Origin of the sequence: Pontibacterium sinense, assembly GCF_015209595.1 — a bacterium.
Lineage (GTDB): Bacteria > Pseudomonadota > Gammaproteobacteria > Pseudomonadales > Balneatricaceae > Pontibacterium > Pontibacterium sinense.
On record NZ_JADEYS010000002.1, the window covers coordinates 89,476 to 115,597 of the forward strand.

At 48.4% G+C, this 26,122-nt stretch carries 20 protein-coding genes; 9 read left to right on the forward strand and 11 right to left on the reverse strand.

Features of this window, described 5'->3' with window-relative positions; translation table 11 throughout:
• Positions 1 to 38 precede the first annotated feature (38 nt).
• From nosR (IOQ59_RS02660) to IOQ59_RS02670, 3 genes are all read left to right on the forward strand, one after another.
• Complete coding sequence (nosR, locus tag IOQ59_RS02660) at positions 39 to 1,322, forward strand: response regulator c-di-GMP phosphodiesterase, NosR family (RefSeq protein ID WP_193951711.1); 1,284 nt, start codon at positions 39 to 41, stop codon at positions 1,320 to 1,322.
• Positions 1,323 to 1,533: 211 nt separating this feature from the next.
• Positions 1,534 to 2,151 carry a chemotaxis protein gene (locus IOQ59_RS02665; RefSeq protein ID WP_193951712.1) on the forward strand — a complete coding sequence of 206 codons (618 nt, stop codon included), beginning with the start codon at positions 1,534 to 1,536 and terminating at the stop codon, positions 2,149 to 2,151.
• Positions 2,148 to 2,894 carry an oxygen-binding di-iron domain-containing protein gene (locus tag IOQ59_RS02670; RefSeq protein ID WP_193951713.1) on the forward strand — a complete coding sequence of 249 codons (747 nt, stop codon included), beginning with the start codon at positions 2,148 to 2,150 and terminating at the stop codon, positions 2,892 to 2,894. Before IOQ59_RS02665 ends, IOQ59_RS02670 begins: the two co-directional genes overlap by 4 nt.
• 39 nt (positions 2,895 to 2,933) lie before the next feature.
• Here the strand turns inward: IOQ59_RS02670 and IOQ59_RS02675 are convergent, their stop codons facing one another.
• Positions 2,934 to 4,061: an HDOD domain-containing protein gene (locus IOQ59_RS02675; RefSeq protein ID WP_193951714.1), complete on the reverse strand. Its 1,128-nt coding sequence runs from the start codon at positions 4,059 to 4,061 to the stop codon at positions 2,934 to 2,936.
• 14 nt (positions 4,062 to 4,075) lie between these two features.
• Positions 4,076 to 6,103 carry an EAL domain-containing protein gene (locus IOQ59_RS02680; protein ID WP_193951715.1) on the reverse strand — a complete coding sequence of 676 codons (2,028 nt, stop codon included), beginning with the start codon at positions 6,101 to 6,103 and terminating at the stop codon, positions 4,076 to 4,078.
• A 599-nt stretch (positions 6,104 to 6,702) separates the two neighbouring features.
• Between IOQ59_RS02680 and nosR (IOQ59_RS02685) the strand changes: the two genes are divergently transcribed.
• The 4 genes from nosR (IOQ59_RS02685) to IOQ59_RS02700 all read left to right on the forward strand — a co-directional run bounded on the left by nosR (IOQ59_RS02685) (position 6,703) and on the right by IOQ59_RS02700 (position 10,170).
• Entirely contained in the window at positions 6,703 to 8,049 is a 1,347-nt protein-coding gene (nosR, locus tag IOQ59_RS02685; RefSeq protein ID WP_193951716.1) for a response regulator c-di-GMP phosphodiesterase, NosR family, read from the forward strand.
• Between the two features lie 10 nt (positions 8,050 to 8,059).
• Complete coding sequence (locus tag IOQ59_RS02690) at positions 8,060 to 8,563, forward strand: response regulator (protein ID WP_193951717.1); 504 nt, start codon at positions 8,060 to 8,062, stop codon at positions 8,561 to 8,563.
• Positions 8,564 to 8,639: 76 nt separating this feature from the next.
• Positions 8,640 to 9,185: a heme NO-binding domain-containing protein gene (locus tag IOQ59_RS02695; RefSeq protein ID WP_193951718.1), complete on the forward strand. Its 546-nt coding sequence runs from the start codon at positions 8,640 to 8,642 to the stop codon at positions 9,183 to 9,185.
• A complete protein-coding gene (locus IOQ59_RS02700; protein WP_193951719.1) occupies positions 9,178 to 10,170 on the forward strand; it encodes a sensor histidine kinase in 993 nt (330 codons plus the stop codon). Before IOQ59_RS02695 ends, IOQ59_RS02700 begins: the two co-directional genes overlap by 8 nt.
• Positions 10,171 to 10,174: 4 nt before the next feature.
• Here the strand turns inward: IOQ59_RS02700 and IOQ59_RS02705 are convergent, their stop codons facing one another.
• From IOQ59_RS02705 to proV, 4 genes are all read right to left on the reverse strand, one after another.
• Positions 10,175 to 10,699 carry a MarR family winged helix-turn-helix transcriptional regulator gene (locus IOQ59_RS02705; protein ID WP_193951720.1) on the reverse strand — a complete coding sequence of 175 codons (525 nt, stop codon included), beginning with the start codon at positions 10,697 to 10,699 and terminating at the stop codon, positions 10,175 to 10,177.
• Between the two features lie 181 nt (positions 10,700 to 10,880).
• The gene (gene proX, locus IOQ59_RS02710) at positions 10,881 to 11,888 is read right to left on the reverse strand and encodes a glycine betaine/L-proline ABC transporter substrate-binding protein ProX (RefSeq protein ID WP_193951721.1); all 1,008 of its coding nucleotides are present in this window, start codon (positions 11,886 to 11,888) and stop codon (positions 10,881 to 10,883) included.
• A 43-nt stretch (positions 11,889 to 11,931) separates the two neighbouring features.
• Entirely contained in the window at positions 11,932 to 13,041 is a 1,110-nt protein-coding gene (gene proW, locus IOQ59_RS02715; RefSeq protein ID WP_193951722.1) for a glycine betaine/L-proline ABC transporter permease ProW, read from the reverse strand.
• Complete coding sequence (gene proV / locus IOQ59_RS02720; RefSeq protein ID WP_193951723.1) at positions 13,031 to 14,236, reverse strand: glycine betaine/L-proline ABC transporter ATP-binding protein ProV; 1,206 nt, start codon at positions 14,234 to 14,236, stop codon at positions 13,031 to 13,033. The genes proW and proV overlap by 11 nt, the downstream gene beginning before the upstream one ends.
• A gap of 625 nt (positions 14,237 to 14,861) precedes the next feature.
• Here proV and IOQ59_RS02725 point away from each other — a divergent pair.
• The gene (locus IOQ59_RS02725) at positions 14,862 to 17,162 is read left to right on the forward strand and encodes a putative bifunctional diguanylate cyclase/phosphodiesterase (RefSeq protein WP_193951724.1); all 2,301 of its coding nucleotides are present in this window, start codon (positions 14,862 to 14,864) and stop codon (positions 17,160 to 17,162) included.
• 4 nt (positions 17,163 to 17,166) lie between these two features.
• Here IOQ59_RS02725 and IOQ59_RS02730 read toward each other — a convergent pair whose 3' ends face one another.
• Entirely contained in the window at positions 17,167 to 18,525 is a 1,359-nt protein-coding gene (locus tag IOQ59_RS02730) for an MATE family efflux transporter (RefSeq protein ID WP_193951725.1), read from the reverse strand.
• Positions 18,526 to 18,850: 325 nt separating this feature from the next.
• Complete coding sequence (locus tag IOQ59_RS02735) at positions 18,851 to 19,396, reverse strand: hypothetical protein (RefSeq protein ID WP_193951726.1); 546 nt, start codon at positions 19,394 to 19,396, stop codon at positions 18,851 to 18,853.
• 347 nt (positions 19,397 to 19,743) lie between these two features.
• On the opposite strand from IOQ59_RS02735, the gene IOQ59_RS02740 reads away from it, so the two are divergent.
• A complete protein-coding gene (locus IOQ59_RS02740) occupies positions 19,744 to 22,041 on the forward strand; it encodes a DUF6351 family protein (RefSeq protein WP_193951727.1) in 2,298 nt (765 codons plus the stop codon).
• 54 nt (positions 22,042 to 22,095) lie between these two features.
• Here the strand turns inward: IOQ59_RS02740 and IOQ59_RS02745 are convergent, their stop codons facing one another.
• The 3 genes from IOQ59_RS02745 to IOQ59_RS02755 form a co-directional block, all read right to left on the reverse strand.
• Entirely contained in the window at positions 22,096 to 23,838 is a 1,743-nt protein-coding gene (locus tag IOQ59_RS02745; protein ID WP_193951728.1) for a PHA/PHB synthase family protein, read from the reverse strand.
• A 149-nt stretch (positions 23,839 to 23,987) separates the two neighbouring features.
• Entirely contained in the window at positions 23,988 to 25,499 is a 1,512-nt protein-coding gene (locus tag IOQ59_RS02750; protein ID WP_193951729.1) for a methyl-accepting chemotaxis protein, read from the reverse strand.
• A 12-nt stretch (positions 25,500 to 25,511) separates the two neighbouring features.
• Complete coding sequence (locus tag IOQ59_RS02755; RefSeq protein WP_193951730.1) at positions 25,512 to 26,036, reverse strand: PAS domain-containing protein; 525 nt, start codon at positions 26,034 to 26,036, stop codon at positions 25,512 to 25,514.
• Positions 26,037 to 26,122 lie beyond the last annotated feature (86 nt).

The following is a 26,122-nucleotide window of genomic DNA, read 5'->3' on the forward strand; positions in this document are numbered from 1 at the left end:
TTAATGCCGACGCGGCGACAAAGATGGAGTGTTAATTGATGGATTATTCTGCGCATACGTTGATGCTAGTCGATGATGAAAGCCAGATTCTAAAAGCACTGACACGCGTTGTGCGTCCGCTGAAGTGTAAGGTTATTGCGCATGAATCAGCTGTGGCCGCGCTCGAAGAACTTCAAACAACATCTGTCGATCTGATCATCAGCGATATGCGTATGCCGGAGATGAGCGGAGAGGTTTTTCTTGAACAGGTTGCAGAACAGTGGCCAGACACTGAACGTATTGTTATGACAGGATACGCAGACCTACAGGCCTCCATCGATGCGATCAATCGGGGGAGAATAAGCCGTTTTATGGCGAAGCCCTGGAGCGATGAAGAAGTTACGAAGGTTGTGCGCAAAGGATTCGAGTTAGCGAGTTTACGCCGCAGGAACGAAGAGCTACAGGCACTGACAGAGCAGAAAAACCAAGAGCTGGCGCAGCTGAATAAATCATTGGAAACAAAAGTGCTGGCACGTACGGAGCAATTGCGTGCTGTTAATGATGGATTGAAGAACAGTTATCGCTCCGTTGTACGAATGTTTTCTACGCTGACTGCACGTCGTTTGGGGATGAAAGCCAGTGATAACAACCAGAATCTGAATCGGCTTTTGCTGGGTGTGGCAAAAGCGTGCGGCGTTGAAGGTGCTGAGCTGAAGCAGCTTTATTACGCTTGGCAGCTGCGTAATATCGGTAAGCTTAGCCTAAGCGATGATTTGCTTTTTAAGCCTTATGTTGAGTTACCCGCGGATAAGCAGCGACAGTTTCAAAATCATCCTATTCTCGCTCAAGCCGCAACGTTACTGGTGAAACCGCTCTATCCGGCCGGAAATATTATTGTTCAGCACAAAGAATATCTGGACGGAACGGGTTACCCACGCGGACTTAAGAATCCAGAGATAACAAAGCCTGCGCGAATTTTATGTGTGGTAAATGATTACATTGAACTGATTGCCGGTACCTATCAAGAGCGCGCATATAGTACGAATGAGGCGTTAAATTTCCTGAAAAATTACGCTACTGAGAAATATGATGATGACGTTGTGAACACGCTAGAGCGTGTTGTCCGGGTGTTGTCCAAAGAAGGTGATATAAACCAGGATGACTGCATCGGAAGTAAAGACCTCCAGGTGGGAATGACTTTGAGTCGTGATCTGATTAGTCGTCAGGGTATCTTGCTGCTAAGTGCCGGTCAGGTCATTGACGATACCGTTGTCGAGCGTGTGCGGGAGATTGAATTTAATCTCGAAGAACAGTTTGAAATGTATGTTCACAACAAAAAATAGTATTTACTGATTTTGTGCCTTAATTGGTACTTGATGGGTATTTTATTGAATGAGAATGCATTCAATTTGTATGTTGAGTTAAATCAATAACTCTTCGGTTTCGTAAACATTTAAGTCTTCGTGTTGTAATACTTTCGGCTATAGTCTGTTTTTCAGAAAGCCTTGTTTAACCTGAGTAGGTTTCAAGGCGTAGTTTTCAGAAATCGCGATTATGGCCGCTCATACCTATAGTTATTTTGTTGTTGCTGCAGTTATTGCTGCCCGATTGGAAAAAGCAACACGTATTGCCCGACATCTATCCATCACTGCTAGCAACGCTCGCGCGTTGGCCTTTCGTGCTGGGGAAGGTGCGTCGGGGTTTCGACCCCTTACGGATTATATCCATCGCTTGGCTGATCTAACTGTTAGCTCTTCCAGTCGTATCAACCATCTTGCTTCTGAACTAAGTCGTACTGCTGCAGAAAAAGAACGTGCCGAACGCGCTTTAAGACACTTTGTCGACGTTGGTGAACGAGCGAAAGACTCTCCGTTTATTGACAGCTTGCAACCTGTATTCGAGCGTACAAGTCAGCGCCAGTGTGTGTTGAGGGACGCATATAACAGCCAGATCAAGCTCCTGACATCTGAACTCGATACGTTGGAGGGCGAGTTACGGGCGGCGGGTGTGCTCGCCACCATGTCCAGAGTCGAGGCGTTGCAGGCAGATGGCGTATATCAGCAAGCATTGAATAATGTCGCTGACAATGTGGAAAGTGTGACCGCGTCTATTAAAAAGCATATCCAGTCGTCCCAGACACTCGTCCAGCAGTTAACGCAGGAATTATCATGAAAACCCACACGCTTTACGACGGTGATTCGCATCGCTGGTTGATGTTTGGGCGCGATCCGAACAAGCCGGAAAAAATCATTGATACCAACCAATATATGGTCATTACGAAAGATAATGCGCTGTTGATGGATCCCGGTGGGATCGAGCTTTTTTCGGCAATGTTAACCACTGTAATAAAGCAGGTACCGGTCGATAAAATCACCCATATTTTTGCGTCTCATCAGGATCCAGATATTATCTCGTCATTGGGGCTGTGGGATCAGGCCCTGCAAGATGCGACGTTACATTCTCCCTGGATCTGGGAAAGCTTTATTCGCCATTTTGGCATGCAGAACATCAACTTCAATGCGATCGCAGATGAAGGCGGAAGTCTTACGTTGGACGACGTGAAATTGGTGTTTATTCCCGCTCACTATCTGCACTCATCAGGTAACTTCAATGTCTTTGATCCGCAAACAGGGATTCTAATGTCCGGCGATATTGGGGCAGCAATAGAGGCTGACGATGCCCCGATGTTTGTGGACGATTTCGAGTCTCATATTCCCAGAATGAAACTGTTCCACCAGCGTTGGATGCCCTCCAATGAGGCCAAGAATGATTGGGTGGAGCGGGTGCGTGAGCTTGATGTGAAAATGCTTTGTCCGCAGCATGGTCGGATATTCAAAGGAGACGATGTTGGTCGTTTTCTCGATTGGTTCGAAGGTCTGGAAGTCGGGCTAACCGGAGCGCGCCTTCGTCAGTAAGAGATGTTGAAGGAATGGCAAGGCTACCAGAAGTAGCCTTTATTGATTGGCCGTATCAGCCTGAAGATATTGTTCGACTTGTTCAAGCATTCCCGCGTCCCTTAACAGGGATTGATTTAGGCCTGAATCTGCTGCGAGTGGATCGCCCCCGATCTGATGCGCGTGATTGATCACGGTTGACGCGTGTAAGCGCAGCGTCATCGGTTTTATCTTGTGAGCGTTCTCCGGGTGCAGCTGATAGAGTACGGCGACAACGGTGTCCGAATCAAACCCCCATAGCTTAAGCAGATACGCGCTGATGACTGCATTGCGTTCGGAATTACCGGTCTCGCCTGAGATCAAACCACCAACGTTGTGTAGCATGCCTAGCACATAATGGTGATCAGCTTCGGCACGTGACAGTTTCATCTCCTGAGACAGTGTGCGCATGATGCCGGCAACATGCTCAGCCTGTCGACAGAGCTGCTCGTGTTCGTAGGTATTATTGGAACTGTCTTGCCTGAAGATACCTGCACAGAGCACCAAATTTTTGATCATGCCTTGTCCTAAACGTACGACTGCATCGATAGCACTCGTAGCGGGTGTCGCAAAGCCAAAAAAGGCGGAGTTGGCGAGCTGCAGGATTTTGCTGAGGATTGCAGTGTCTTGCGTAATGATTTCGGCGATGCGTTCGCTATCAGGTTCGTCAGTCTGATTTAAATAAGATACCAATGCCTTATATACAGCAGGGAGGACAGGCAGGCTATCGATGCAGCCGATTTGTTCCCTTAGGTGCAGTGGAATGGGCAGTTCACGCAAACATTGTGCGGCATGAAGTGCATCAATCAGGCCTTCCATTTCAAACGGCTTTGGCAGCATCAGATGGGCTACACCGACCGCGGGTACCGCTTTGTCAGTATCGGTTTCGCCACTCAGTAAGATACGTACGGCGAGAGGGCATTGTTGCCTAACGTGACCCAGAAACTCGATACCATCCATTCGTGGCATACGTTTGTCACTCACGACGACCCAGGGTGAAAGCGTGTCGAGCTGTCTAAGTGCGTCTTCAGGGCATTGTTCAAAAACTAGCTCCCAATCTCTGAAGTGCCTGCGCAGATTGCGATGCAGAGAACGTAGAGCACTGCTTTCGTCGTCGAGAAAAAGAACTTTTGGTTTGTCTGGCGTCACAATACAGGCTCCGATTACTCAACCGCAAAAGCAGGTAAGGCGAGATTATAGTTATTATCGATCAACGGCTGGTTCTCCAGTAGCATCCTGAATTTGTCAGGTGATACAGGAGGGCTGATAAAGTACCCCTGCACTTCGTCGCAGTTCAGTGATTTAAGCAGTTCGAATTGTGTCTGAGTTTCGACACCTTCAGCCACGACCTGCATACCCAGATCATGGGACATGCGAATCACATTTCGTACTAGGTTGTATCTTTCCTTACTTTCTTCCAGGTCAACTACAAAGGAGCGATCGATTTTTAGCGTATCAACGGGTAGTCGGCTTAGATAGTTCAGCGAAGAATAACCGGTGCCGAAATCATCAAGCGCTAGCCGGATGCCTATGGACTTTAATTCGTGCAAAAGACTAAGACTGTGATCGATATCTTGCATCAGAAACGTTTCGGTAACTTCCAGCTCAAGCAAAGTTGGGTCAATTCCTGATGTCCGGATAATGCTGCGCACCGTGTCGAGTAGTCCGTCTTCCTGTAACTGGCGGCCGGATAAGTTAACAGCAAGGAGAAAGGAGGGGAGGCCATCTAATTGCCAGAACTTACTTTGTGTTGCAGCGGTTGCCAGCACCCATTCCCCAATCGCTTCAATCAGCCCATTGTCTTCTGCCATGGGAATGAAGGTTGCCGGGGATATCATCCCCAGGGTTTGGTGTTTCCAGCGCAATAAGCTTTCGGCTCCAAGAATCCGTCCGTTAGAGAATGACACTTTAGGTTGATACACCACGGAGAACTCATTTCGTTCCAGAGCGCGATAGAGGTCGCTCTGGATAGTCATCAATTCGTTATTCCGTTTATTCATCTCGGGCTTATAGCGCGGATAAATATAGCGGCCACGGCGTTTGGAATAGGACGCTGCTGCCTGAGCGTTCTGTAAGAGATCTTCAGGGCAGCGGCCGTCTACAGGGGCTATGGCATAGGCAACACTGAATGAGATATACACCTGTCGGTTAGCGAAGGTGATTGGGTTTTCGAATACCTTGAGTAGTTGATTAATCAGCGTGAGGGTTTCTTCATCGCTACTTATGCCGGGAATTGCCAATACAAACTCATCGCCGGTGATACGGCCAACATAGGATCCTGCGGGTTTATGTTCAATCAGTTTGTGGGCAACTTCCGCCAGTAACTTATCGGCTTCTTGATAGCCTAAGCTGTCGTTAAATGTTTTGAAGCGATTTACGTCCATGTAGATAAGGCAGGCCGATGGCAGGGGCGTGCATTGATCCGTTTCTTTATCAGGTAATATCCATTCTGAAAGGCGTCGGATGATTTCACTGCGATGAAGCAGATGTTTTACGCCGAGACCTCCATTGTGCGATTTCTGTCGAACGCTGAGAATCCAGAGGCTGTTCGCCGTTGGGCGGCAGGCCAGCTCGAATATGTTGTCTTCGTACACCAGTTCGGTCTGGGTTTCGCTATTCAGGCAGAGTTGCTCTATCTGCCGTGGCGAGACGGCATGTAAAAATTCACTAATCGGCTGCCTCAAAACATCGTTTTCAGATGCGCAGCAGAGATCACAGGCAGCAGGATTAAGGTGGGAAACGATCCCTTGTGCATTAATTTCAAATAGGGCTTCGTCACTTTCCCATACCATACGTGTCAGGCCGTGCTGCTTTTGCAACGTTGCCCAGTGCTCAAACGCCATCTCTATTTGTGCGATTAGCGCAGTGTCATCCCAGGGTTTGTGAAGAAACTTATAGGCAGTCCCGCTGTTCAGTATGCTTGTGACCGACTCCAAATCTGCATATCCACTCAGGACGAGGCCAACAATATGGGGATGTTCCTCTTTAACCCTAAGTAACAACTCCCCACCGGTCATATAGGGCATTCGAAAATCTGAAAGTACGACCTGAATGTCATTTTGTGACAAAACAGCAAGCGCTTCTTTACCCGAATTTGCGGTATGCACCGTAAACCCTGCTCGCCTTAGAAGGCGGTTAAGTGCACGCAATATAGCGGCTTCATCATCAACTAATAAAATCGATTTCAGCATGGTTCAAACCTTGAACATGAATGATGTTAAGTACGAAAGTCTGATCAGTGTTGGGGGGTGCATTTAGGCAATGTAGTGTAAGAGGGCAGTGAGTATCAGGAACGGGCGATCCATAAAGTAGCGGTGCTAGGGAAGCTACATCCATGTTTATCAACAACGACACGAAGATCTCCTCTATCTTCAGACACAGGCCCTTATGGCCGTGTCACTTCTGATGCAACAGCCCCGCTGTGTGGGCTGTTTATCATCCATGTTGAACGTTTCATTCAGCGTAGCACCATATTGTCTTTTTGTCCGCGACTTGGCGGGTATTGTGTTGATTTGTCTCATAAAAACCTCCTGTCCTTCGGCCTTAGAAAGGTTCCGGTTTGGTAATCGGTCTGATGTCGTTCTTGTTTTTTATGATTTTTAGTTCGCTTTAAAAACAATAAGATAAAGAATAATCCTGATAAATATTTGTTTGAAATCTTGAAGATGATTCAAGCATAGACTATTTTCATACCAATGCGACATTTGTGACATTGTTGTCTTAGTGGACATTTTTGAATGCTCGCACTTTAAGATGTGTTGAGTGGGAAACTTTGGTGGAGATCTTTCGGATGGAGCAACTAGCAGAGACGGCACCCTCAGATAGTGCAGGCTTTGTGGCTAATCAGAAGATAAAGATTCTGTGTGTTGATGATGAAGCAAGTGTTCTCAGTTCCTTGAAACGCGTGTTGCGCGGAGCGTCATACCAGTTTTTCTCAGCGAGCTGTGCCAGGGACGGTCTTTTTATACTCAAAAACCAGCCGGTTGATATCGTTATATCTGATATGCGTATGCCGGAAGTGAACGGAGCTGAATTTCTTTCAGATGTGGCCAGCCAATACCCTAACTGTGTGCGGATATTGCTCACAGGTTATTCGGATATCGAATCCACTATACAGGCAGTCAATGAAGGTCAGATTCATCGTTACATGCGTAAGCCCTGGAACAACGAAGACCTGATTCTAACCGTTAGTCAAGCTGTTGAACGGGCGCGATTGCAGTCGGAAAACACACGCTTGCTATCTCAGGTTGAGAAGCAAAATCAGTTGCTTATGAATATGAATGCCGGGTTGGAGAATAAGGTTCAGCAGCGAACAAAGCAGATTCGGTTGGCAATGGGAAAATTGCATAAAGCGAACCTCCAGGCCAATGACAATCTAAAGTCTACGATCCGCGTGTTTTATAACCTGATCAGCCTTAACCCACATCTTGGTGGCCGTATTGCTGTAGAAGTTGGTGAACTTTGCAAATTGCTTGCGACGCGGATGAACTTAACCAAGCGGGAAATAAGAGCGATCCACTTATCTGGCTTGTTGTACGAGTTGGGGCTTCTGGGTTCTGATGATGAATTGCTGAATAAACCGGTTTATGAACTATCTCCTGACGAGTTGAACCGATATCGCAAACATCCGGCTCAGGCTTATATAGCGCTGGCCCCAGCGACGGGTCTGCAAGATGTAGCGACGATTATCAAATATCAGTATGAAGCCTATGACGGCACGGGGCTGCCGGACCGGTTGTCAGGTACGGATATTCCCGTGGGTGCGCGAATTTTGGCCATTGCGAGAGATTACATTCTCTCGGTGCATGGTCGGTTACGAAAGGGACGAAGCAGTGTTGATGGGGCCTTGCGTCGACTTGAAATGAACGCTGATAGGGAATATGACAGCTGTATAGTAATGAAACTTGGCGATGTACTTCCATGCCTGCAACAGGATGTGCTGGGGCAGGATGAATGGGTAGTATCGATAAAGCAGCTGCGTGTCGGGATGCAGTTGTCGAGAAACTTATTTAACGACAACGACATACTCTTGCTGCCGGAAGGACATAGATTCACGAATGAGACGGTAAGACGTCTGCAGTCATTTGAACAAACTGATCAACAGTTGTTGGAGATTTACGTTTTCAACAACGAGTGAGGTATTCAAAATGATAAAGACAGTGATGATTATTGATGATGAAGCTCAGGTGCTAAAGTCTCTGCAGAGAATGCTGGGGCGCAGTGGGTGGCAGGTCATAACATTCGTTAATCCTGCGGATGCGTTGGAGTTTGCTCGCCATCGTATTGTTCCTTTAGTCATTACTGATTTTCGCATGCCTAAGATGACAGGGACTGAATTTCTTCAAACTTTGGAGGCAATTCAACCCGTATCCTATAAGATAATGCTGAGTGCTCATGCGTCCCGTCATGACATTGTCCAGGCAGTTGCGTCGGTCGGGGTCCATTGTTTTATGGAAAAACCGTGGAAAAGCAGTCGATTGCTTGAGGAGCTAAATGCGGGGTTGGAGTATTTTCGACTGATGCTGAGAGCTGAGTACATGCATAATAAGGATATGATGTCGCCAGAACAGTTTGGGCTTTGGTACAACGCTTTGCTAAAGAAAATTGACCCGAGTGTCGCGCTTGGATCCGATAGGGCAGAGAGGACTTGAGCTGTTGGGCTTAATCGATTTTACTGACTGGAACGTGATGTAGAGGCATTTTGTCTTTTCTGTAAGGAGGCGGGTGATGAAAGGTGTTGTTTTCAATGTGCTCGAAGATATGGTTATCAACCAGTGTGGGATGCAAACCTGGAATGACGTATTGGATGAGCAAGTCTCTGCGACGGGTATTTATACTGCAGGAGAAAGCTATCCTGATGAGGAGTTGCTTGGTCTTGTTGAATCAGTGGCGGCTAAATTAGAGATGCCGATTGGAGAGGTCATTGGCGCCTTTGGCGTGTATATGTTCCACCAGTTGGCTGAAAGGTATCCAGTATTCCTTGAGCAGTCGGATAATTTACGAGACTTTCTGATCAGTGTGGAGTCGGTCATTCACATCGAGGTGTGTAAGCTTTACGAGAGCCCTAACCTGCCATCGTTCTCTTATGATGAAAGTCGTGACGATCAACTTATTATGCAGTACACCTCACCGCGAAAACTCTGTGTATTGGCTGAGGGACTTATAATGGGGGCATCGGAGTACTATAAAACGCCGGTTGAGATTGACCATCCGGTGTGTATGCATAAAGGTTCAGACCACTGTGACTTAGTGATTAGGTTTAATCATGGCTAGCAGCGATAATCCATATGAGGTTGCGTATACGAGAGAGAGAAGTGCGCGGCTGAAGGCTGAACAGTTGCTCGAGGATAAAGCAAGAGAGCTTTATTTCAAGAATCAAAAGCTTGAGGAAAGTTACAAACAGCTAAAGCAGCAACAAGCGCTGACGATGCAAAATGAAAAGCTGGCGACATTGGGTACTCTGTCAGCAGGCGTCGCTCATGAAATTAATAACCCACTAGCTTTTGTTCTGAGTAACCTCGAGAGCTTACCAGTCTACAAACAGGCTTTTATGCAGTTGCTGAAGTTCAATCAGGGCTGTATCAATGATTCCAGTATGCCCTCCCAGTTCAGGGAGGAACTGAAGCAGCTTATAGAAAGAGAAGATCTTGAATTTCTGTCTGAGGATATGTCAGGCCTGATTGACGATACGGTTGAAGGTATTCAGCGTGTTAAGGAGATTGTGCAGAACTTGCGTAGCTTCTCGCGAACTCAAGGTAGCGATTACGTTGAGGCAGATTTGCTGGAAGGCATTAGTAGTACAATTAAGCTGCTTAATGCGGAGCTAAAAAACTCAGTAACATTAAAACTTGATTTAGATCCGTTGCCTCGCATCGTCTGTAATCCTAATCAGCTAAATCAGGTATTTCTCAATCTGATTATGAATGCGAAACATGCGTTGGCTGACAGCAGTAAACCTCTTATCAAGGTAACGACAAGCGTATGTGATGAGATCATCCATATCCGGATCGCAGATAATGGATGCGGTATGCCACCAGAAGTCCTGAAAGAAATATTTGTTCCGTTTTATACGACGAAGCCGATAGGACAGGGAACCGGTATGGGGTTGGCTATTGCGTATGGGATTGTTAGAGATCATGGAGGAAAGATCAACGTACGCAGTCAAGTAGGGCGTGGGACTGTGTTTGATGTAGAGCTGCCGGTGTCGTCTGATATGCGAAAAACTGATACTGATCGGATTGGCACTGCCGACGTATAAGTGCTCAGGAGTCTGGGTCTTTCTCTTCGTTCAGATACGCAGGAACATCTGTGCGTAGTGTTCGATCCAGTTGGCCGATATCAAGCAGTGGAGCTGCATCGATATGTTGAGCGTTCAGGATGTGGGCGATACGTTCAAGGGATGCGACAATCATTGATTGTTCCCATGTGTTCATATCGTCAAACTGGCGTACAAACGTATCTTGTTGCGTCGTAGGGGAGCCTTTTAGTAGCTCCAGACCCGATTCGGTCAATTCAATCCAGACCTTTCTTTTATCTTCCGTGCCTCGAACGCGGGAGACGTAGTCTTTCTTCTCTAAACGATCAAGAATACTGGTAATGGTTGCTTGTGCCAGCCCCATCTCTTTTGCCAAATTGCCTGCGATCATCGGTGCCTGATCGCGCAGGGTTTTCATAGTTAGCAGTTGAGGTGGTGTCAGGCCTGTGCTGCGACTGATATGTTTGTCGTGCAGGTCGGTTGCTCGAATGATCTGTCGTAGCATGATCAGAACCTGTTGGCTTTTTTCCATTGTATAGTCCGTATGGAGGCAAGATCGATTCGCTTTGTAGTGAAATAATGCTCGGATAGCCCTTGTGGAGTGTACATCAAGGGTATGTGGGATCATCTCTGACTGGGCGAAGTGAATGTCTGGCTGGTCGTGCTGGAAAGTGAAATAGTGCCCCGGCTGGGGCACTAATAATATCTGTGCGTTATTTAGCGGCTTTACGAGCCTGTTCTAGCCAGCCGTTAAATGTTGCCTGGTGCGCACTAATCCAGCCATCAGCGTGACGTTCGATCTCACGTGCACTTTTTTCACCGTCGCGCATACGGCGGTTCTGTGCAGAGATGTCGTTTGCAGGCAGTTTCATGATCGCAAACAGAGTCGCAGCAGCAGGGTTTTCCTGTGCAAATTTCAGATTCGCAACGATACGCTGGTTGTTGACCTGGAAGCCGTAGTTAGAGCCATCTGGCAGCTCGGTGCTCATGCCCGCCATACCGCCCGGAAGGGAAGAATATGGAACCTGCAGCCAAGTAACGTCTTTACCCGGTACCATTACGCCACTGACCCAGTAAGGAGTCCAAGTGTAATACAGTACAGGTTTTCCGCTTTTTTGACGTGTGATCGTATCAGCGATAATTGCTGAGTATGAACCTTGGTTGTGGGTGACTGTGTCGCGCAGTCCGAACTCGTCAAGTTGATGTTCGATAACCTTTTCGCAGCCCCAGCCAGGGTTACAGCCAGATAGATCTGCTTTACCGTCACCGTTGGAATCAAACAGTTTAGCCAGCTTAGGGTCTTTCAGCTGCTGAATATTTTTGATGCCGTATTTGTCAGCAGTTGCTTTATCAATCAGGTAACCCTGCAGTGCACCGCCGGAATATACGCCCTGACGGAACAGTTTCTCATCGCCACCAGCGTTGGCGTAGAAATCTGTGTGCATTGGGTCCCAGTGGTCGGCCATGAAAGTTGCGTCGCCGTTAGACAGTGCGACGTGTCCAGTTGCGTACTCAACTTCCTTAATAGGCTTAACATCGTAGCCGAGTGATTCCAGTGCGCGCATCACTAGGACGGTCTGGAACGTTTCTTCGGCGATAGAGGATTTGATTGGTTGTACTTCAACTCCTTTGCCTGGCATATCAGCAGCAAATGCATGGCTGGTCATTGTCAGGGTGCCGACTGCGAGTGCAGCGGTCAGTTTTTTATTTTTGAACAACATGTGATCTCCATTGTTGTTTTGCCGATGAGTCGGTGAAATTAATTTATTGGGCGCTTTTGTTTTTAGAGCGACGTCGTTTTTGTTGCTCACCCAAAGATTGTGTCAGGCGGTCGAGAATGATCGCTAAAAGGACGATACCCAGTCCGCCCACGGCAGCCAGGCCCATATCCAGACGACCAATACCACGTAGAACCATTTGCCCCAACCCTCCTACGGCGATCATGGAGGCGATTACCACCATGGACAGGGTCAGCATCAGTGTCTGGTTAATGCCTGCCATAATGGTTGGCATGGCCAGAGGCAGCTGAACGCGGAACAGAAGCTGGCTTTTATTGGCACCAAATGATGTTGCTGCTTCGATCAGGTCCTCTGGCACTTGTCGAATGCCGAGGTTGGTCAAACGAATGAGTGGGGGCAGTGCGAAAATGATTGTTACAACGACACCGGGAACGTTGCCGATACCGAATAGCATTACGATCGGCACCAGATAAACAAATGCGGGTGTGGTTTGCATGGCATCGAGGACGGGGCGGAATATACGCAATGCCGTGTCGCTGCGTGATAGCCAGATACCTGTCGGTAATCCGATTAGTACGCAGAAAAAGACCGAGGTAATGACCAGTGACAGGGTAACCATCGCTTCCTGCCACGCACCGATAAAGCCAACAATCGACAGTGATATTACGGTCGCAATAGCCAGGCCGCGGCCAGAGGCTTTCAGCGCCATTAGCGCGAATAGCGCAATAATTAGAAAATCGGGGGCCGCCTGAAGTAGAGACTCAACGCCGGTCAGTGTAGCGTCAATAGGTACTCGAATTGATTGGAAAACCGGACGAAAGTTCTCGACCAGTGACATCAAGGCACTGTCGACCCACGTATCCAGCGGGATGACTGCTTCTTGAAACGGGTGCATCCAATCAATGGCTTGATCTTCTACCTGGGGCTGAGCGCTGCTGAGCCAGTCTGCGCCGCTGTTAGAGGTTTCTTCTGCAGGTGCAGAATTCCAGGCATTCGCAGCATCAGATGTGCTTTCTTCAGTCTGGGCACCCCATGGATTAGCAGACTCTGCTTGTGCGGCCGTTTCGTTTGCAGACGTCGCTGATGAGGTGTCTGCTGTGTTTTCGGCTGTTGTAGCCCAAGGATTATCCGCCATGAGTAACAACTCCTTCTGAATCCAGTGTGTTGAGCAGGTGCGCGCGAGTAATGACGCCCAGATAGATACCTTCATCGTTAATGACAGGTAAACCATAAGGGGTGGAGGCCACGGTGCTGATAATATCGTTCAGGCTTTCAGTTGCCTTGATGGTTCTGACATCGCTCAGCATCGCAGCAGCGATTGATCCGTCATTCTCGTACTGGCTTTGAAGGCTGTCTGGGGTGACGATACCGGAGAATGTTTTGTTCTTACCCAAAACATAACCCCAGTCGCGGTCATAGTCGCTGAGACGTTTAATGGCTGAGCGTACGCCTGAGGTCTCTTTTTCGATAATCGTAACCTGGTGTTTGGTTGCGATGTCGCCCGCTGTCAGGACGTTGCTCACATCTACATCGCGGAAGAACGCACGGACATAATCATCGGCCGGATTCTTAAGGATTTCATCGGGTGTTCCAACCTGAACGACGCGACCGCCTTCCATGATTGCGATTCGATCACCGATACGCATTGCTTCATCGAGATCGTGAGAGATAAATACGATGGTCCGTTTCTGGTCAGCCTGAAGCTTAACCAGCTCGTCCTGCATTTCGGTTCTAATCAGTGGATCAAGCGCGGAAAACGCTTCATCCATCAACAATACTTCAGGATCGTTCGCCAGTGCGCGAGCGAGGCCTACACGTTGCTGCATGCCGCCAGATAGCTCATCAGGGTAGCTCTCGCTGTAGGCTTCCAGGCCGACCTGACGCAGGGCTTCCAGAGCGCGCTCTTCGCGTTGTGATTTGCTGGTGCCGGAGAGTTCTAAACCAAAGCATACATTTTCCAGTACGCTCATATGTGGCATCAGTGCGAAAGATTGGAACACCATGCTTATCGCGTTGCGACGAACTTGGATCAGTTCGTCATTGCTGAGTTTGGCAATATCAACGTTATTTAGAAGAATCTCTCCCGCAGTGGGCTCGATTAAGCGGTTAAGCATGCGTACTAGCGTTGATTTTCCAGAACCAGACAGGCCCATGATGACGAATATTTCACCTTCATGGATATCAAAGGAGGCATTGTTGACACCCACGTTCTGACCGGTAGCGGCAAGAATTTCTTCCTTGGTACTGCCGTTACGCAACATCTCCAAAGACTTACGGCTGTCCTCGCCGAAGATCTTACAGACGTCTTTTATGCTTAATTTTACTGTCATGATTGTCCTGAAGTTCCTTTCTCACAAGATGCGTTTAAGTGTTGTATCTATGTTCCTTAAGATCACGCGGTTGGAGCGCCGTGTGTTGCTAAGAGACGTAGTGCAGAAATTTCATTCTGCGATGTCGGCATCGTCTTGAGGGTTTTGATCCATGATGCAATCAAAATAGATCGTTTGGAAAAATATATCGAAAATCAAAATAATATTTCGAAAGTTGCTTTGCTTTCACGAAATATCTAGAACGCTACTCATGCAAAAACGGTATGCGTTAGAGCACGGGTCCGGGCCAATATTTGCCGATATTCAGCGCACATAGGCGGTGTGACTTGATGGGGTAGGTGAATAGCATTCGTTTAAATACTTCATGCTTATAAGTAAATTTGCTTAGAATCATAAACTAATTTTCAGCAGCGTGATAGATAAATGCCACACGGATCAATAGGTTGTAGTGTGTAGAAGTGGTACGAACGGCCGTAGAACTATAATCTGCATACAATAAATGCTTTGGACCATGCCAATTAGTAGTAAATCCTCTACATTTTTAGGATCATCCATGCTAAACACATGTGTAATCAACGAATTGCCGACCTTATCGTGCCAGCTGATGGCTTTGGAATTGAAGTAGATGGATACAGCCAGTTTTTCGGCGCTGCTCAACAACGCAATCCTATTACTGGGCTTGGGAGTGATATACGACACTCTGGGGTTACGCAGCATATCTAACCGTATATTGCGTGACAGTTTGTCCGGTGTGTTAGTGGGTGCAATAGGCATTGCAGTTATGTCTACTCCGTGGGAGTTGGAGCCCGGGATATTCTTTGATTCACGGTGGGTGTTGCTGAGTTTATGTGGCCTGTTTTTTGGGTGGCGTACCACACTGATCGCTGTTGTTATGACCGTTGCCTATCGGTTATATCAAGGTGGTGGCGGTGCCATTGTGGGTTCACTCGTGATTCTTTCGACCTCTGCGGTGGGGCTTCTCTGGCGTTACTGCTCAAACCGTTTCAACTGGTCTTTAAGTTGGTGGCGTCTCTATCTGTTTGGTCTGGTTGTAGAACTCACGGTTGGCGCTTGTCTATTCCTCATGCCGACGGAAATGCATGCTGCGATTTTTACCAAAGTTGTGCCGCCTATTATCGTTATTTTCCCATTCGGTACGTTGTTTATGGCGCTTATATTACGTCGTCAGCGAGATCGGCGTATGGCAGAGAAAGCGTTACGAGAGAGCGAGGCAATGTTGAACCGAGAACGCGGTTTATTGCGTGGCTTGATTGACGCGATCCCTGACCTTGTTTTCGTCAAAAACACGGATCGTGAATATGTAAGCTGCAATAAGGCATTTGAAGCGTTTACCGATTCTTCTGAAATGGAGTTGCGCGAGAAAAACGATCTGCAGTTGTTTGCACCGCAAGTAGCGGAACTTGTGAGGCAGAAAGATATGGAAATTATGTCGACCGGTGAGGCTCAGTCATATGAGTGCACATCCTATTACCCAGATGGTCGAGAGGTGGTACTGGATGTGTACAAGGCGCCTTTTTACGGTCTTGATGGAACATTATACGGTGTCATGGGAATCAGCCGTGATATTACGGATAAGCGCGCAGCCGATGAAATGATATGGAAACAGGCCAATTTCGATGCGCTGACCGGGCTGCCCAACCGCAATATGATGCGTGACCGCATGGCGCAGGAGATGAAAAAGGTTTCGCGTGAGGGCCAGCGAATGGCCTTAATGTTCCTCGACCTGGATCGCTTTAAAGAGGTAAACGATACATTAGGCCATGATATGGGTGACATTCTTCTGGTCGAGGCCGCGAAACGCATTCGGGATGCGGTTCGCAGTTCAGATACGGTGGCGCGTCAGGGCGGTGATGAGTTTACCGTGATATTAGGTGAACTGGACGAGATCGATTGTGTTGAGCGGGTCGCACTTAATATTATTTCAGCACTGGCTGAACCCTTTGATCTGTCGGGTGATACGGCGTACATCACAGCGAGTATCGGCGTGACATTTTTCCCTGATGATGCGCCCAGTATTGACCAGCTGCTAAAGAATGCCGATCAGGCAATGTATGCGGCAAAGAATAATGGTCGTAATCGATACTCCTACTTTACGCCATCTATGCATCAGGCCGCCTTGAATCGTGTTCAATTAGGAAAAGATCTGCGAATTGCGTTGGAGAAAGAGCAGTTTAGCGTCAGTTATCAGCCCATCGTGGAGCTGGCGTCAGGCTCAATCAAAAAAGCTGAAGCGTTAATCCGTTGGCAACATCCTCAAAGAGGATTTGTTTCACCTGTTGAGTTTATTGCTGTTGCTGAGGAAACCGGTCGCATTCTTGAAATTGGAGACTGGGTGTTTCGTGAGGCTGCACGTCAGGTGACTCAATGGCGTGAAACAATCGATAAGGATTTTCAGGTGTCGGTGAATACCTCTCCCGTGCAGTTTCTGGAAGAGGCATGCAAACCGGAAATATGGATAAGTGCCCTGGAACGTTTAGGGCTGCCAGGATCAGCGCTGACGGTGGAAATTACTGAAGGACTCTTGATGGATTCAGGGCCTGAGGTGAGCCGTAAACTGTTAATGTTCAGAGATGCTGATGTTCAGGTAGCACTGGATGACTTTGGAACAGGTTATTCATCACTTGCATACCTGCGTCGATTTGATATCGATTATCTCAAGATCGACAAAGCATTTGTTAGCAGTCTGACGGCCGAATCGGACGATATGGCGCTTTGTGAAGCGATTATCGTGATGGCGCATAAACTCGGCATCAAGGTGATCGCTGAAGGTATTGAAACGGAAGAGCAAAAAGCATTACTGACCAGTGTAGGTTGTGACTACGGACAGGGTTATTACTTTGCGCGTCCAATGACAGCTCAACTGTTTGATGATTATTACCAGCAGAGAACCTTTGAGGGAATGTAGCGGTTTAATCGCAGGTTATGGTTCTGCTGCGCCAAACAAGTCTGCGAGCCAGCATTGCAGCAGCTATCGTTAATGCGATCACTAGCGCAATCCAGAATCCCTGAGGCCCCATCGCGGGGACTAGCAGGTCAGTTCTGGCCAGAATAACGCCAAGTGGTAAACCAACTACCCAATAGGCTATAAACACGATTAAAAGTGGGATGTTGGTGTCTTTGTAACCGCGTAAAGCGCCAGCACAAGACACTTGGATAGCATCTGAAAATTGGAAAATTGCCGCAATTCCAATCAGGCTGACAGCGATCTCGATGATCTCCGGGCTATCTGTATAGAGCGATACAATGTGTGGTGCAAACAAAACCATGGTTGTTGCGCTCACGGCGGCGAAGCCGATGGTTATCATTACACCTGTTGCCGCACTATAACGGGCACCAGAGTTTTCCTTTGCGCCGAGTCGGTGTCCAACACGAATTGTTAGTGCCATAGAGATACTGAGTGGGATCATAAAAATCATCCCCGTGAAACTCAGTGTAACTTGGTGAGCGCCCACAATAACTTCGCCTAAATCGGCAAGTAGTAACGCGATAATCGCAAACATACTGACCTCAATAAGCAGTGCCATCCCAATCGGTAATCCTAGGCGTAGAAAGTGTCCAAGCGCAGGAGCGGTGGGTAGCAGAGAACCCTGAAATAGATCGCACTCAGTGAATGTCACGCTGCGACGAAGATATAAAATCCCGGCACCTAAGGTTAGCCACATTACAATCGCCGTTGCCCAACCACAGCCCACACCACCGAGCTCAGGTAAGCCAAGCTTGCCATAAATCAGCACGTAGTTGAGGGGGATGTTGGCCAGCAAACCCAATATTGCGATTTTCATGATGGGGCGTGTTTTACCAAAGCCTTCTGAAAAACTACGTATCACCTGATACAAGAGAATGGCCGGAAAACCCCAGGATATTGCTTTTAAGTACGCATCTGTTTTTGCTGCTAATGCCGGATCGACGGCCATCCAGTGCAGCAGTGGGAGGGTGTTGTGCAGGAGCAACACTGAGACCAAGCCGAGTACCAGGGCAATGACTGCGCCTTGGGTGAGTACCTCGCGGGTACGCGTTAGCTGGCTTGCGCCAACAAAGTGAGCAACCAGCGGTGTGGTGGCCATCAATACGCCTGAGGCTGCCAGAAAGATGGGTAGCCAGATGCTAGAGCCAACGGCGATGGCTGCTAGATCTTGTGGGCCGTACCGTCCAGACATTAGCGTGTCTACGAATCCCATACCGGTTTGGGAGACTTGAGCAACAATAATTGGCCAACCAATTACAAGCAATTGGCGGACCTCTGCCCACCGGTCATTGTACTTTTTCATATCAGGCGAGGTCGTTGAGAGAGTGTTGAGCTTCAGATCTGAAAAATGCCCATAGAGGGCTGGTGCCGTGTATGACTGAAAAAGAATTAGGCAGGTTTGGATTGCGGTTGCAGATGATATTCAAGTGCGTAGTCAGGTTGATAGAGTAAACCGAGTGGCGCGTCTTACAAAAGAGGCTATGTTGCATAAATTCCCTGTTTACACGCCTGACAGTAGTCTGGGCTAAGTTCCGATCGATAGAGATCATGAGACTATGCTCATGTCATTTTCCACGAAGCATAGAGCCAGTTGCAGCAGAGTGCAACGACTCTGGAGCCCCTGCGAATTATTGCGCAGGGGTTGCTTGAGAAAGTTGACTGGAATCAGTCTCTGATTGGGGGAGTAGCTTGATCAAATTGCGTGCAGACGCTTCAACCACCGTTGTGAAGTTGATGACTTTTTCACTGCTGGTTTCTTCAGCAACGATAAGCTCCTCAACACCTTCCCAGGCTATGGAACCGGTCGATGTGTCCCAGATCTGAATGAACATGCGTATATCCGCATGCTTAGTCTGAAACAGCCGATAACCGAGAAGACTGAAACGGCCTCTGCTGCCTTGGTTGAAGCTTGCAAGATTCAGCTGTATCACATAACGGGCGTTTACCGCATCGCCAATCTCTCCGAGTATTTGACGGCTAAAAATCCCCGTACTTTGGTAATCCTCAAACATCTGTTTGTAGTCACGGGCAAGGCCTGCGTTATTGATGGCACCTAACGCATGAGGCAGTGAGACCTGACGGATATCAGGACGTTCCTGCTGCAATACGCGACCAACGATAAAAGCCAGAGCCTGCTTATCTTCCTCACGGCCTGATACGGTGGAGGGGCTCATAAAAGCCAACCCGTTCTGTTTCAGATCTTTGGGGGAGAGGTTGATTGCAAGATGTTGTGCAGTTGAATGATTTTGATGAACGGAACAAGCGGTAATGAACCCGAACATCAGCGAAACGGCTATAACTCGTAGGATCCGGCAGTCCGGTCTTAAGAGCGGGGGCGTTCTTCTACTTCGTCTGTCCATCGGTCTGTTTCCATCGAATAGAGAGGTCTGCCTAGTGTTGTGCAGAGGCAGGGCATATTAAAAAGTGTAGATCGTTTCTGAGAATTTGATCAATCTGCGATCAAAGTTGTGACTTTGGGCACTATATTGAATGTACAAATGTCATTCAGGATGCTTCGTGTATGCAGAGACGAACGAGTGTCTGGCGGTTTGTAGGCAGAGCGACGGCCCTGCTGTTGTGTCTGTTAGCCGTGACAATACTACTGAGTTATAGCGCATTAAGTATGCTTATAGACCGACCCGCCGTGAATAATCCCGTGGTGGGTGTGCCGCCGGGTATGAATACTGCGTCTAGTATTCCACCCTATCGTGGGCCGCACCCGCGCATAGCATCGCGCCCGCTTGATACCTACTCATATCCAATTCAGGTGGGTGATGTAGGTCCGCATGAAACGTTATATGCCGGGCCTGCTCAGTACCCTTTCTATTGCCGAACTGAGGATTCAGAACTCGGACAGCCACTGGTCGATAATCAACACCATATCGGAGTTCCTGTCTTCAAAGAGGTCAACGGGAGAAAAACGGCTCAAATTATCGGCTACAGCAAAGACTGCTTGCTTCCCACACGTGTCGGTTACTTTTACAACAAACGAGGCACCGATCAGTTCTTTCCGCTTGAGGATGCCGGAGAGGATATCGCTGAAATTGTAGTGAATGGTGTATCCACTGAATTTATTGTGCGTGTGGAAACAGGGACAATAAATCGGTTTATATACATGTTGGCTGCAATCACTAGTCGTGACCGTGCTGAATCCTCGATGCCTGAGCAGGTAGATAGTACGCTGTGGAATCAGCGCCTGATATATCAATTTAGGGGCGGCGTTGGTATTGGCAAGGTTCAGGGGCGCCTTTCTCAGAGGGGGTTGCTTAAGAGGCGCATAGAGCAATTACGTTTAGGCTACGCAATTGCGTACTCAACGGCCAATCAAACCACTAATCACTATAATATCTGGCTTGCGGAAGAAACAGCTATGCGGGTCAAACGGCAGTTCATTGCACGTTATGGGGAGCCAGAATACACCGTTGGCATAGGCGGTTCAGGCGGTGCTATCCAGCAATATCTGTTGGCACAAAATTTACCGGGTTTGCTTGATGCAGCGATTCCTCTGTATGCCTATCCCGATATGATCACACAAACGCACTATGTGTTTGATTGTGAGCTGTTGGAATACTACTTTGATGTGCTGGCCAGTCATAATCCACGTTGGCGAGACTGGTCTCAACGCAGCCTTATTGAAGGTCTGAATGCCAGTGAAACTTCGTTTAATATGCGATCGCTGTTATACGACATTGCGTTGCTGGTGCGTCAGAGGTCTCCTCATCTGAATTCCGGCAGCAATGAATGTGTGCGTGCCTGGCGAGGCTTAACGCCTTTAGTGAACAATCCCAAATATTTGTATCATGCAGGTCGTTACAGTCGGCGGGTTCTTGAACAAGGGCACTGGAGTTACTGGGATGATATGAAGCATATGCTCGGAACGGATTCTCAGGGGTATGCGCGTCAGACATGGGATAATGTTGGGGTTCAGTATGGGTTGGGTGCACTGCAGGATGAACGCCTGACACCGGAAGAGTTTTTGCATCTGAATGCAAATATCGGGAGTTGGAAGCCCGCTGGCAAGATGGCACCGGAACGGTACTGGAAATTGGGCGGTATCGGTGGCATGGCGGGACTGCTGAATTTCTCCCCTTGGGGTCAGCATAATATGCGTTTAAGCCCCGATAAGGGGAATACACCGGCGAAGCGCGGAGTAGGTGACTTGCAAGCAATTGAGGCCGCCTACAGATCGGGACAGGTTTTCATTGGATTAGCGAAAATCCCTATTATCGATCTACGTCATTACTTAGATGATGCATTGGATATGCATCACAGTTTTGCTTCGTTTTCTGCGCGCCAGAGGCTTCTCGATGGGCAGGGTAGCGCTGAGAATCAGCTGATTTGGATGACACGTCGTCCTCATGATCCCGTGCCTGATGCGTTTCTGGTGATTGAGCGTTGGATGGAGAATATGATGAAATCACCGTCACTAAGTGTTGGTGAAAGCCGTCCCGAAGGGGCCGAAGACCGGTGTTACGATGAAGAAGGTGAGCTGATTGCTTCTGGTCCCACGGTTTGGGATGGTGATTGGAATCAGCGCTCACGTGGTGTTTGCTATCGCCAGTATCCACCCTTTAAAGATTCCCGAATGGTGGCAGGTGCGCCAATAAGCGGGGAACTATTCAAATGCCAGCGCCAAACAGTAGGGCAGGCCATTGAGTCGGGTGTATACGGTGACATCGACATGCGTCCCTATCTATTAGAGCTGCAGCGCGTATTTCCAACAGGAGTCTGTGACTACCGCTTACCGGATAAAGGTAAGCCTGTTAACTTGTTGCAGCGGGATGGGGCATTGAGGTCTGGTACATTAAGGTTGCCGTGAGAGGCATAAAAAAACCGGAGCTTATGCTCCGGTTTTTAATTAGTCAGCCATTAATCAGGCTTCACGTGCTTTCACGTAACGACCCGGAGCTGGCTCGATCTCGGCATATTCAGCACTACCGCATGCGGCTGGTGCTTCAACTTTCTTGCCGCCACGACGCTTAACCCACTCAGACCAGTGAGGCCACCAAGAGCCTTCCTGCTTCTCAGCAGTTTCCAGCCAGTGGTCAGCACCGTTACCCAGTTCACCTTTGGTCCAGTAGCTACGACGGTTTTTGGATGCTGGGTTAATAACACCTGCAACGTGACCGCTCGCACCCAGTACAAACTCAATGTTGCCTTTAAACAGCTCAGTACCTGTAAAGGTGCCTTTCCAAGGTGCAATGTGGTCTTCGATCGCGGACAGGAAGTAAACAGGGATTTTAACTTTACCCAGATCGATTTTCTCACCGCAAATTGTCAGGCCATCCTTTTCAGCCAGTTTGTTTTCCAGATACATCTTATTGATGTAGTAGGTGTACATGCTGGCAGGCAGGTTTGTCGAATCACCATTCCAGTAGAGAATATCGAATGGAGGTGGTGTCTGACCTTTCAGGTAGTTGTTAACAACGTAAGACCAGATCAGATCATTGGAGCGCAACATGTTGAAAGATGTTGCCAGCTCACGACCGTTAAGGATGCCGTTGCTATTAACCTTGTTTTCCAGACGTTTAACTTGCTGCTCGTCGATGAAGACGCACAGGTCACCTGGATCCTGGAAGTCGGTCAGTGTGGTCAGGAAGGTAGCGGATGCTACAGGAGTCTGTTTGCGCGCTGCCAGCACTGCGAGGGAGCTAGACAGCAGAGTACCACCGATACACCATGCGACGGCGTTCAGCTTTTCAGTACCCGCGATGCTATTAACAACTTCCACTGCTTTCAGGACGCCGTCACCTACATAGTCATCCCAGCTGATGTGGCTTTGTTCAGCGGTCGGGTTCAACCAGGATACCAGGAAGGTGTTCTGGCCCTGATCAACGCAGTATTTAACAAACGAGTTATGCGGCTGTAGATCAAGGATGTAGAACTTGTTGATGCACGGAGGCACGATCAGCGTAGGGCGTTCAGCAACTTGCTCGCATGTCGGCTTATAGTGAATCAGCTGGAACATTTCGTTCTCAAATACAACGGAGCCTTCGGTCATCGCCAGGTTTTCACCCAGGTTGAACGCGCTCTCGTCAGTCATTGAGATACGACCTTTATCCAGATCGCCTAGCAGGTTTTTCAGGCCGTTAACCAGGCTCTCACCTTTGGTTTCCATTGCCTGCTGCAGAACTTCGGGGTTGGTCATTGCGAAGTTGGTTGGAGACATCGCATCGATATACTGCTGCGTGTAGAACTCCAGTTGTTTCTGCTGATTGTCAGACAGGTTGGCTTTAGAAGCCATATCGTTCAGCAGGTTGGAGGTCAGCAGGTAAGACTGCTTAATGTAATCAAATACAGGGTTCTGAGACCACTCGTCAGCCTGGAAGCGACGATCACCGCGTGGCGGCTCAGCGACCGGATTAGTTGTGGCGTTGCCGGAGAGCAGGTTTTTCCAGAGATTCATCTGGCTGGTCTGGTAATCTGTAATTGCGCGAACCCATACAGATGGGTCTTCCCAGGAGCGGGTCGCCAGATCAGTCCAAGACTGTGTGAAGGAACTGAGAATGTCATCACCGCCAGTGGCAGAGAACATCTCCAGAACTTTTTGCGTCTCCTTGTTTACGTAGTCGATAAACTCTTGCGGGTTGGAGGGCATGCTGCTTTTGTTTTCCATAAATACGCCTTTTATAGTGCCGATCCGCCTGCCTGAAATGCGGTGCACAACAGATAGAACTGACGGACTTTGTCTGCGTCATTCCCGAGACAGAGCTGGAAATATTTATAACCCGTTACTACATGGGTAGCGCCACTCAGTAAGCTGAATCAGCGCTGGCCAGATCCATCTATCGAATGACGTTCCTCAATCATGTCATCGATATATTGCAGTATTTTGTAACTTTCTTCTTCTGCATTCCGCATAGCGTCAACGATCTTTTCGCGAACTTCAGCATGTTTCTGCCAATTTTCGTCGCGTAAAGATACTGCCTGCTGTACAGCATGGTGCACTGCCGCATGAGGAAGTTCAAGTGCTTGGTAACTAGACGTATGTCGAAACTCCTCTTGTCCAAAGCCCTCGTAATACCACTTTCCGAGGCGGCATTCGGTGTGAGTTGTTGATATTGCAGCAATTTCTGGGTCTCGGTTCTCGCTGGTATCTAAAGCAAGATAACCGTTTTGTTTGAAGATAACGTGGTCAGCTTTTGCCAAAGAGCCAAATGTTCGGTCCTTCGCATACGAAACATAACGTTTAGTATCTTCTGCAGAAGAGGCAATTTCTGAAAACTGGTGGCGGAAATCTTCAATTTTTTCGGTGACTTCGGAGGCTGCGCGGGTGGATGATTCTGATTGCTCAACCATCTCTTGTACGCGCTGGCTAAAGCTGTCGATGGTTTGGCTAACATCAATGGCTGCTTCTTTAGTGCGATTTGAGAGGGCTTTAACCTCATCAGCTACAACAGCAAATCCGCGACCTTGTTCTCCGGCGCGAGCGGCCTCGATGGCTGCATTTAATGCAAGTAGGCTGGTTTGGTCTGCGATGTCGGTAATTATCGACAGTGACTCGGTTACCCGTTTGCTGTCTTGCTCCAGCTGGTGGATGACGCTGCTAACGGATTCGATGTTACCGCTGATATTTTCTAACGATGTGGCCATCGCATTAACAGCGCTTTGGCTATTATCTGCCACTTCGCCGTTGCGCGTCGCAATTCCTTCTACTTGAGCCATTTCATCCGATATCTTGACCAGATCTGCCTGTGTTAGCTTCAGGTTACGTATCAGGTGGCCCGTATTGAGGTTGTGAAGCTCTGAGTGCAGGGCGTTGGCGGCCAGAAACTCTTGTCCGGCCTGCATCTTCTCTAAGGACTCATTGATTCTGATAAGGGACTGGCGCAATTGGCCGGGCAAGCCTTTGTACAGTGCCAGTCTGTCATAGTTGCCTTCAGATACATGCTTAAAGCAGGAGTCCACTTCGCGGAGGTACGACTCTACCCGGTCGAGTAGATCATTGAGTTCCCAGGCGACCATGCCCACTTCCCCTAAGCCTGCCATGCGGGTGATACGGCCGCTAAGGTTGCCTTTGTTCGCCTCTTTTAGGGTGAAAAATATACGTTCCAGGCCGTCAATGGCATGGCTGTGGCTAACGTATGTGTAGATCCCCAAGCCGATGGCAAACCCCAACGGTATCAGAAGCCACCAATACAAGCCGCTGGTCAGTATTACGGTCAGGCAGGTTGCTGCCGTGAGTATAGGAATGGATGAAGAAATAATTAAATTGCGGGTACGCAGCATAGGGATGCCCTGGCTGGTACCGTTCTGGTAATTTTTTTGTTTATTCATATCGGCTACAGACTACTTATCCAGACTCATGACCAGGTCATTGTAGGTGGTACCCATTGCATCAAGTTTTTCCTGTAACAAGCGTGTTGACGCGTCAGGTCCATCTTTTGCACCGGCACGGGCTTCCAATTCAAGCATCTCTTTATAGATGGGGGCTAAGGCTGCGATAGCCTGATCGCTGGGCTTGCGGCGCACAGAGTAATATCCGACAATCCGGCCTCTTTCGTCGTAGTCAGGCGTGACGTTGGCAAATACCCAGTAGTAGGCACCGCTTTTGCACATGTTTTTGACGTAGCCGAAAAACTCCTCGCCGTCTTGGAGGGTTTGCCACAGAAACCGAAATACGCCGCGTGGCATGTCTGGGTGACGAACAATGTTGTGCTGTTTTCCAAGCAGTTCAGCTTCACTGTATCCAGCGATATGCATAAAGACCCGGTTACAGTAGGTAATAATTCCTTTTGTATCGGTTTTGCTAACGATGAACTCGTCATCCCCAAGGCGAATTTCTCGATCAATCGGCGTTATACTAGGCTTCATTTTTCCCTTCCGCTCAACCGGTGGTACGGCTACAGTGCCGGCATCGGAGCTTTAAACCTACAGATTGTAAGCATATTTTCAGGTGA

Bases quoted from the DNA above. Each gene is read 5' to 3' on its own strand.
- IOQ59_RS02690 (WP_193951717.1), top strand. From the start codon at position 8,060: ATGATAAAGACAGTGATGATTATTGATGATGAAGCTCAGGTGCTAAAG.
- IOQ59_RS02695 (WP_193951718.1), top strand. From the start codon at position 8,640: ATGAAAGGTGTTGTTTTCAATGTGCTCGAAGATATGGTTATCAACCAG.
- IOQ59_RS02740 (WP_193951727.1), top strand. From the start codon at position 19,744: ATGCAGAGACGAACGAGTGTCTGGCGGTTTGTAGGCAGAGCGACGGCC.
- proW (WP_193951722.1), bottom strand. From the start codon at position 13,041: ATGGCGGATAATCCTTGGGCTACAACAGCCGAAAACACAGCAGACACC.
- IOQ59_RS02730 (WP_193951725.1), bottom strand. From the start codon at position 18,525: ATGAAAAAGTACAATGACCGGTGGGCAGAGGTCCGCCAATTGCTTGTA.
- proX (WP_193951721.1), bottom strand. From the start codon at position 11,888: ATGTTGTTCAAAAATAAAAAACTGACCGCTGCACTCGCAGTCGGCACC.
- IOQ59_RS02680 (WP_193951715.1), bottom strand. From the start codon at position 6,103: ATGCTGAAATCGATTTTATTAGTTGATGATGAAGCCGCTATATTGCGT.
- nosR (WP_193951711.1), top strand. From the start codon at position 39: ATGGATTATTCTGCGCATACGTTGATGCTAGTCGATGATGAAAGCCAG.
- IOQ59_RS02735 (WP_193951726.1), bottom strand. From the start codon at position 19,396: ATGAGCCCCTCCACCGTATCAGGCCGTGAGGAAGATAAGCAGGCTCTG.
- IOQ59_RS02665 (WP_193951712.1), top strand. From the start codon at position 1,534: ATGGCCGCTCATACCTATAGTTATTTTGTTGTTGCTGCAGTTATTGCT.
- IOQ59_RS02750 (WP_193951729.1), bottom strand. From the start codon at position 25,499: ATGAATAAACAAAAAAATTACCAGAACGGTACCAGCCAGGGCATCCCT.
- IOQ59_RS02745 (WP_193951728.1), bottom strand. From the start codon at position 23,838: ATGGAAAACAAAAGCAGCATGCCCTCCAACCCGCAAGAGTTTATCGAC.
- IOQ59_RS02755 (WP_193951730.1), bottom strand. From the start codon at position 26,036: ATGAAGCCTAGTATAACGCCGATTGATCGAGAAATTCGCCTTGGGGAT.
- IOQ59_RS02705 (WP_193951720.1), bottom strand. From the start codon at position 10,699: ATGGAAAAAAGCCAACAGGTTCTGATCATGCTACGACAGATCATTCGA.
- IOQ59_RS02700 (WP_193951719.1), top strand. From the start codon at position 9,178: ATGGCTAGCAGCGATAATCCATATGAGGTTGCGTATACGAGAGAGAGA.
- IOQ59_RS02670 (WP_193951713.1), top strand. From the start codon at position 2,148: ATGAAAACCCACACGCTTTACGACGGTGATTCGCATCGCTGGTTGATG.
- IOQ59_RS02725 (WP_193951724.1), top strand. From the start codon at position 14,862: ATGGATACAGCCAGTTTTTCGGCGCTGCTCAACAACGCAATCCTATTA.
- proV (WP_193951723.1), bottom strand. From the start codon at position 14,236: ATGACAGTAAAATTAAGCATAAAAGACGTCTGTAAGATCTTCGGCGAG.
- nosR (WP_193951716.1), top strand. From the start codon at position 6,703: ATGGAGCAACTAGCAGAGACGGCACCCTCAGATAGTGCAGGCTTTGTG.